Source organism: Streptomyces sp. NPDC002446 (assembly GCF_053595675.1).
In genome coordinates this window covers 21,832-28,369 of sequence record NZ_JBSFYC010000088.1, presented here as the reverse complement: position 1 = coordinate 28,369, position 6,538 = coordinate 21,832, and the positions used below count along the sequence as shown (strand labels likewise).

Below are 6,538 nucleotides of genomic sequence, written 5' to 3'. Positions count from 1 at the left end.
GCGGCCAAGGACCACGACGTCCTGATGATCGACGAGGCACTGGCCACCGGCGACCGCAGCTTCCAGAAGCGCTCCGAGGCCCGCATCCGCGAACTGCGCAAGGAAGCCGGCACCGTCTTCCTCGTCAGCCACAACAACAAGTCCATCCGCGACACCTGCGACCGCGTCCTGTGGCTGGAACGCGGCGAACTGCTGATGGACGGCCCCACCGACGAGGTCATCAAGGCGTACGAGACCTCCACCCGCGGCTGACCCGACGCAAAACGCCGGACGGGCGGAAACAACTCCAGCCCGTCCGGCGCTCGCACTTCCCGGCCCGCCCGACGTACCCCCAGCCCGTCCGGCGCTTGAGGACGAGCGCAGCGATATCAAGCCCGTCCGGCGCTTGAGGACAACGGGGCAGGCGCCGAGGCGCCGCCCCCGCCTCAGCTATGCGTACGCAGCAGCGTCCGCATGGTCCGCATCGCCACGGACAGATTCGCCAGGTCGAACCCCTCCGACCCGTGAATCTCCTCCAGCGTCGCCCGCGCCCGGCTGAGGATCGCCGCGTTCGCCTGCTCCCAGGCCTCGAACCGCTGCTCGGGCTTCGCCGAGCCGTTGCCGGCCGACAGCACATCGGCGGTCAGCGCCGCGTGCGCCGCGAAGAGGTCCTCACGGATCGAGGCGCGGGCCATCGACTGCCAGCGGTCGTTGCGCGGCAGCTCCAGGATGCGGTCGAGGAGCTGGTTGATCCGCAGCCGGTCGGCCAGGTCGTAGTAGACCTCGGCGACCTCCAGCGGCTCCTTGTCCAGGCGGTCCGCGACGGCGACGATGTCCAGCGCCGGGAAGACCGAGGAGAAGCCGGACACCTGGACGGCCAGCGGCTCGGGCACACCCGCGCCGGTCAGCTCGTCCAGGATCGTCTGGAACCACTCCAGGTCGCTGCCCTGCAGCAGCTTCGGCAGCTCCGCCCAGACCTGCGCGACCCGGTCCGAGAAGAAGTCGATGGTCGGCGACAGCTCCAGCGGCTGCGGGCGGTTGTTGAGCAGCCAGCGGGTGCCGCGCTCGACCAGCCGCCGCGAGTGCAGCCGGATGCGGGTCTGCACGGCGGCGGAGACGACATTGTCGAGCGCCTCGACGTCGTCCCAGACCTGGTTGAGCCCGAAGATCGCGCGGGCCGCGGTGTGCGCCCGGACGACCTCTTCGAGGGAGGCGCCGGTCTCTTCCCGCATGCGGTGCAGGAAGCTCGTACCGCCGGAGTTGACGGTGTCGTTGACCAGCACCGTCGTGACGATCTCGCGGCGCAGCGCATGCCCGTCGACCTGCTCGGGGAAGCGGTCGTAGAGCGCCGAGGGGAAGTAGGCGTGCAGCAGCCGCTGGAGGTAGGGATCGTCCGGCAGCACGGTCTGGATCAGCGCGTCGGCCACGGTGATCTTGGTGTACGCCAGGAGCACCGAGGTCTCGGGCTGGGTCAGACCGCGGCCGGCGGTCAGCCGCTCACGGATCTGCCGGTCGGTGGGCAGGAACTCCAGCGCCCTGTCCAGGTCGCCGTCGCGCACCAGGCGGCGCATGAAGCGCTGCTGGGCGTGGAGCATGCTGGAGGACTGGGCCTGCGCCAGTGCGAGTGCGGTGTTCTGGGCGTAGTTGTTGCGCAGCACCAGCGCGCCGACCTCGTCGGTCATCTCGGCCAGCAGCTTGTTGCGCTGCTTGACCGTCATGTCCCCCTCGGCGACCACGGCGTTGACGAGGATCTTGATGTTCACCTCGTGGTCGGAGGTGTCCACACCGGCGCTGTTGTCGATCGCATCGGTGTTGATCTTCCCGCCGGCCATGGCGAACTCGATCCGGCCCAGCTGGGTCAGGCCCAGGTTGCCGCCCTCGCCGACGGCCTTGACCCGCAGGTCCTCGCCGTTGACGCGGATCGCGTCGTTGGCCTTGTCGCCGACCTCGGCGTCGGACTCCGTGGCGGCCTTCACATACGTGCCGATGCCGCCGTTCCACAGCAGGTCGACCGGCGCCTTGAGGATGGCCCGCATCAGATCGGCCGGGGTCATCTTCTTCACGCCGGCCTCGATGCCGAGGGCGGCCCGCACCTGCGCGTTGATCGGGATGGACTTGGCCGAGCGCGGGTGGACGCCGCCGCCCTGGGAGAGCAGCTCGGTGTTGTAGTCCGCCCAGGACGAGCGGGGCAGCTCGAAGAGCCGGCGGCGCTCGGCGTACGAGGTCGCGGCGTCCGGGTTCGGGTCGAGGAAGATGTGCCGGTGGTCGAAGGCGGCGACCAGCCGGATGTGCTCGCTGAGCAGCATGCCGTTGCCGAAGACGTCGCCGGACATGTCGCCGACGCCGACCACGGTGAAGTCCTGGGTCTGGGTGTCGTGGCCCAGCTCGCGGAAGTGCCGCTTGACCGACTCCCAGGCGCCTCGGGCGGTGATGCCCATGCCCTTGTGGTCGTAGCCGGCGCTGCCGCCGGAGGCGAAGGCGTCACCGAGCCAGAAGCCGTACGACTCGGCGACCTCGTTGGCGATGTCGGAGAACGTCGCGGTGCCCTTGTCGGCGGCGACGACCAGGTACGTGTCGTCCTCGTCGTGGCGGACCACGTTCTGCGGGCGGACGACCTCGCCGCCGACGAGGTTGTCGGTGATGTCCAGCAGGCCGGAGATGAAGGTCTTGTAGCAGGCGATGCCCTCGGCCAGCCAGGCGTCCCGGTCCTGCGACGGGTCCGGCAGCTGCTTGCCGACGAAGCCGCCCTTGGCGCCGACCGGCACGATGACGGTGTTCTTGACCATCTGTGCCTTGACCAGGCCGAGGATCTCCGTGCGGAAGTCCTCCCGGCGGTCCGACCAGCGCAGACCGCCGCGCGCCACCTTGCCGAACCGCAGGTGGACGCCCTCGACCCGCGGCGAGTACACCCAGATCTCGTACGCCGGGCGGGGCGCCGGCAGGTCGGGGATGGCCTGCGGGTCCAGCTTGATGGACAGGTAGGAGTGCGGCCGGCCCTGGCTGTCCTTCTGGTAGTGGTTGGTGCGCAGGGTCGCCTTGATGACGGTCAGGAAGGCCCGCAGGATGCGGTCCTCGTCCAGGGAGGCGACCTGGTCCAGCGCGCCGTCGAGCTCTTCGAGCAGCCCGTCGGTCAGCTCCGTGCCCGCCCGCTGGCGCTCGGGGGACATCCGCGCCTCGAAGAGCGAGATCAGCAGCCGGGTGGTGTGGACGTTGTTGGAGAGGGTGTCCTCCATGTACGTCTGGCTGAAGGTCGAACCGGCCTGCCGCAGGTACTTGGCGTAGGCCCGCAGGACCATCGCCTGGCGCCAGTTGAGGCCCGCCCGCAGCACCAGCTTGTTGAAGTTGTCGCTTTCGGCGGCGCCGGTCCACACCGCGGTGAAGGCGTCCTGGAAGCGCTCGCGGGCGTCGTCGCCCTTGACGTGCTCCGGCATCCGCAGCCCGAAGTCGTAGACCCAGGCGACGGTGGAGTCGGCGCAGCGCAGCTCGTGCGGGCGCTCGTCGATGACCTCGACGCCCAGGCGGTTCAGGCCGGGCAGCACCCGGGACAGCGAGACCGGCTCGCCCCTGCGGTAGATCTTGAAGCGGCGCTCGCCGGGGCCCGCGCCGACCGGCTCGTAGAGGCTGACCGAGAAGTCCTTGCCCGGCTCCTCGGTGAGCTTCTCCAGGTGCTGGAGGTCGGCGACGGCGCTGCGCGGGTTGTTGTCGGCCTTGTAGCCCTCGGGGAAGGCGTGGCCGTAGCGGCGCAGGAGCTCGGCGCCGCGCTCCTCACCGACCTCGGCGATCAGCGCCTCGGCGAAGCCGTCGGCCCAGGAGCGGGCGGCCTCCACCAGCCGGCTCTCGATGCGGTCCGCATCGGCGTCGGTGAGGTCGGGCAGGGTGGAGCCGGGCTCCACACGGATGACGAAGTGCAGCCGGGAGAGGACCGACTCGGTGTTCCAGGCCGTGAAGTCGACGCTGGTGCCGCCCAGCTCCTCCTTGAGGATCTCGATCAGGCGCAGCCGGACGCTGGTGGTGTAGCGGTCGCGCGGGAGGTAGACCAGCGCGGAGTAGTAGCGGCCGTATTCGTCCTGGCGGAGGAAGAGCCGCAGGCGGCGCCGCTCCTGGAGGTAGAGCACGCTCGTGGCGATGGAGCGCAGCTCGTCGACCGGCGTCTGGAACAGCTCGTCGCGCGGGTAGGTCTCCAGGATCTGCAGCAGGTCGCGGCCGTCGTGGCTGTCGGGGCTGAAGCCCGCGCCTTCGAGGACCTCGGCGACCTTGCGGCGGATCACCGGGACCCGGCGCACCGACTCGGTGTACGCGGCCGAGGAGAACAGGCCCAGGAAGCGGCGCTCCCCGATGACGTTGCCCTGCTCGTCGAACTTCTTGACGCCGACGTAGTCGAGGTAGGAGGGGCGGTGCACGGTGGCGCGGCTGTTGGCCTTGGTCAAGATCAGCAGCTTGTGCTCACGGGCCTTGGCGCGGGCGTCGGCGGGCAGCCGGTTGAAGGACGGCGAGACGGGGTGGCCGGCGTCGCTCTCGCGGTGCGGCGGGTCGGAGCGCAGGATGCCCAGCCCGGTTCCCGGCACGGCGGTCAGCACGTCCTCCTGGGTACCGCCCTCGCCGGGCGCGGAGGCCAGCTCGTACTCGCGGTAGCCGAGGAAGGTGAAGTGGTCGTCGGACAGCCACCGCAGCAGTTCCTGGGCCTCCTCGACCTCCATCTCGCGCAGGTCGTCGGCGAGCGGCTCGGACGGCATCTGCTCGGCGAAGCGCAGCGCGGCGCCGCGCATCTTGTCCCAGTCCTCGACGGCCTCGCGGACGTCGGAGAGCACCCGCAGCAGATCGGCGGTGATCTGCTTGAGGTCCTCGCGGTCGGTCTCGCGGTCGGTCTCGACGTGGATCCAGGACTCGGTCAGCGCGTCGTGCGGCAGCGCGGCGGCCTTGCCCCTGCCGGCGGCGGCGCGCGCGTCGCCGTTGGTGTCGAGGACCTCGATGAGCTTGCCGGCGACATCGCGGCGGACGATCACCTGCGGGTGGATCACCAGGTGGATGCCGCGGCCCTGCCGCGAGAGCTCGTTGGTGACCGAGTCGACCAGGAAGGGCATGTCGTCGGTGACGACCTCGACGACGGAGTGGCTGCAGGTCCAGCCGTTCTCCTCGACGGTCGGGGTGTGCACCCGGACGTTCGCGGTGCCCTGCGGGCGCATCTCCGCGAGGCGGTAGTGCGAGAGCGCGGCACCGAAGACGTCGACCGGGTCGCGGTCGATCAGGTCCTCGGGGGCGGTGTGCAGGTAGTAGCGCTGGAGGTATCCCGCAAGGGTGTCCGGGTCGAGGCCGCGTACCGGGTGCTTGCCCCCGGCCGGGCTGCTTTCAACGACCCGGGCGGCCCTCGCGAGCAGCTCGGTCTTGGCTTCGTCCAGCTTGGTCTGCATGTCCTCTGGCTCCTGTCGCGCGCCGTTGCGTGACGTTGTGGAAGAACTCTGTGGAAGCCGCACAACGCCGCTGCGACGCGGGGTGTCCTGTCGCTTTCGACGCTATGCCGCGATGAGAGAAGGCCGTGCCGTTGTCGACGAACTTTGACGAAGTCGACGTGGAGTGTTGGCCGCAAAGACCAGCGACCGCCCGGTCACGGTGGTGTCCCGGGCGCACGGCAGGGGCCTCGATGCCCCCGCGGGTTATCGCGCTGATCACGGTGCAAGGCTATCGCTCCCTCCACGGGTGCCGTCATGGGCCGTCCACGTACAAATCCCCAGTCCGAACTTAGACCTTCTGGACAACGCTACGCCGGGGTGGCGTATGCGTGCGCACGAGACGGGGTGCTGCCCGGGGCGCTCGGCGAGGAGCCGGGCGTGGACCCGTACGGCCGGCGGCGCTCACAGGGCCCTGCGGCGGGCGGGCCGCTAAGCGGCCATGGTCTCCGCGAGCTCCACGGCTTCCGCGAGGCTGTCCACCACCGGCACCCCGGCCAGCCCGGCGGCCTCCAGGCTGCCGCGGCTGTGCGAGCCGCCCGTGTAGAGCACCGCCTGCGCACCGGCGTCCCGCGCGGCCACGGCGTCGTCCGCGGCGTCACCGATCACGACCGTACGCCGTGGATCGATCTGCTCCAGCGTCGCGAGATGCCGCACCATCTGTGCGCTCTTCGTGCCCCCGGACGGTCCGGTCCGGCCCTCCACCAGCACGAACCGCGACTCGATCCCGAAGCCGCGGACGAGCGGTATCAGCTCGTCGTGCCCGAACATGCTGAGGATCGACTGGCTCCGGCCGGCCGCCTGCCACCCCTCCAGCAGCAGGTCCACGCCCTCGGCGAGGCCGCAGGCCAGCCGGTGCTCGCTGTAATGCCGGTGGAACGCCTCGTCCATCACCAGCCACTCCGCCTCGGTCGGCAGCCGCCCCATCAGCCGCTCGTAGAACCGCGGAATGGGCACGCAGTACAGCTCCCGGTACATCTCCAGGGTGATCGGATCCAGCCCGATCTCCTCGAAGGCCGAGTTGGTCGCCCCGATGACGGCGTCGATGTCGTGGAACAGCGTGCCGTTCCAGTCCCAGACGATGTGTGGTGCGTGCTTCCCCATGCGCTTCCCCA

At 70.2% G+C, this 6,538-nt stretch carries 2 protein-coding genes and 1 pseudogene; 1 reads left to right on the top strand and 2 read right to left on the bottom strand.

Annotation, left to right across the window (positions count from 1 at the left end):
- Nucleotides 1–252: pseudogene (locus ACWD6P_RS32735) on the top strand (ABC transporter ATP-binding protein); the annotation flags it as partial.
- A gap of 173 nt (nt 253–425) precedes the next feature.
- Here ACWD6P_RS32735 and ACWD6P_RS32730 read toward each other — a convergent pair.
- Entirely contained in the window at nt 426–5,387 is a 4,962-nt protein-coding gene (locus ACWD6P_RS32730; RefSeq protein WP_451447822.1) for an NAD-glutamate dehydrogenase, read from the bottom strand.
- Between the two features lie 468 nt (nt 5,388–5,855).
- A complete protein-coding gene (locus ACWD6P_RS32725) occupies nt 5,856–6,527 on the bottom strand; it encodes an HAD family hydrolase (protein ID WP_451447821.1) in 672 nt (223 codons plus the stop codon).
- Nucleotides 6,528–6,538: the final 11 nt, after the last annotated feature.

Excerpts from the sequence above, each read along its gene's own strand:
- ACWD6P_RS32730 (WP_451447822.1), bottom strand. The coding sequence starts at position 5,387 with ATGCAGACCAAGCTGGACGAAGCCAAGACCGAGCTGCTCGCGAGGGCC.
- ACWD6P_RS32725 (WP_451447821.1), bottom strand. The coding sequence starts at position 6,527 with ATGGGGAAGCACGCACCACACATCGTCTGGGACTGGAACGGCACGCTG.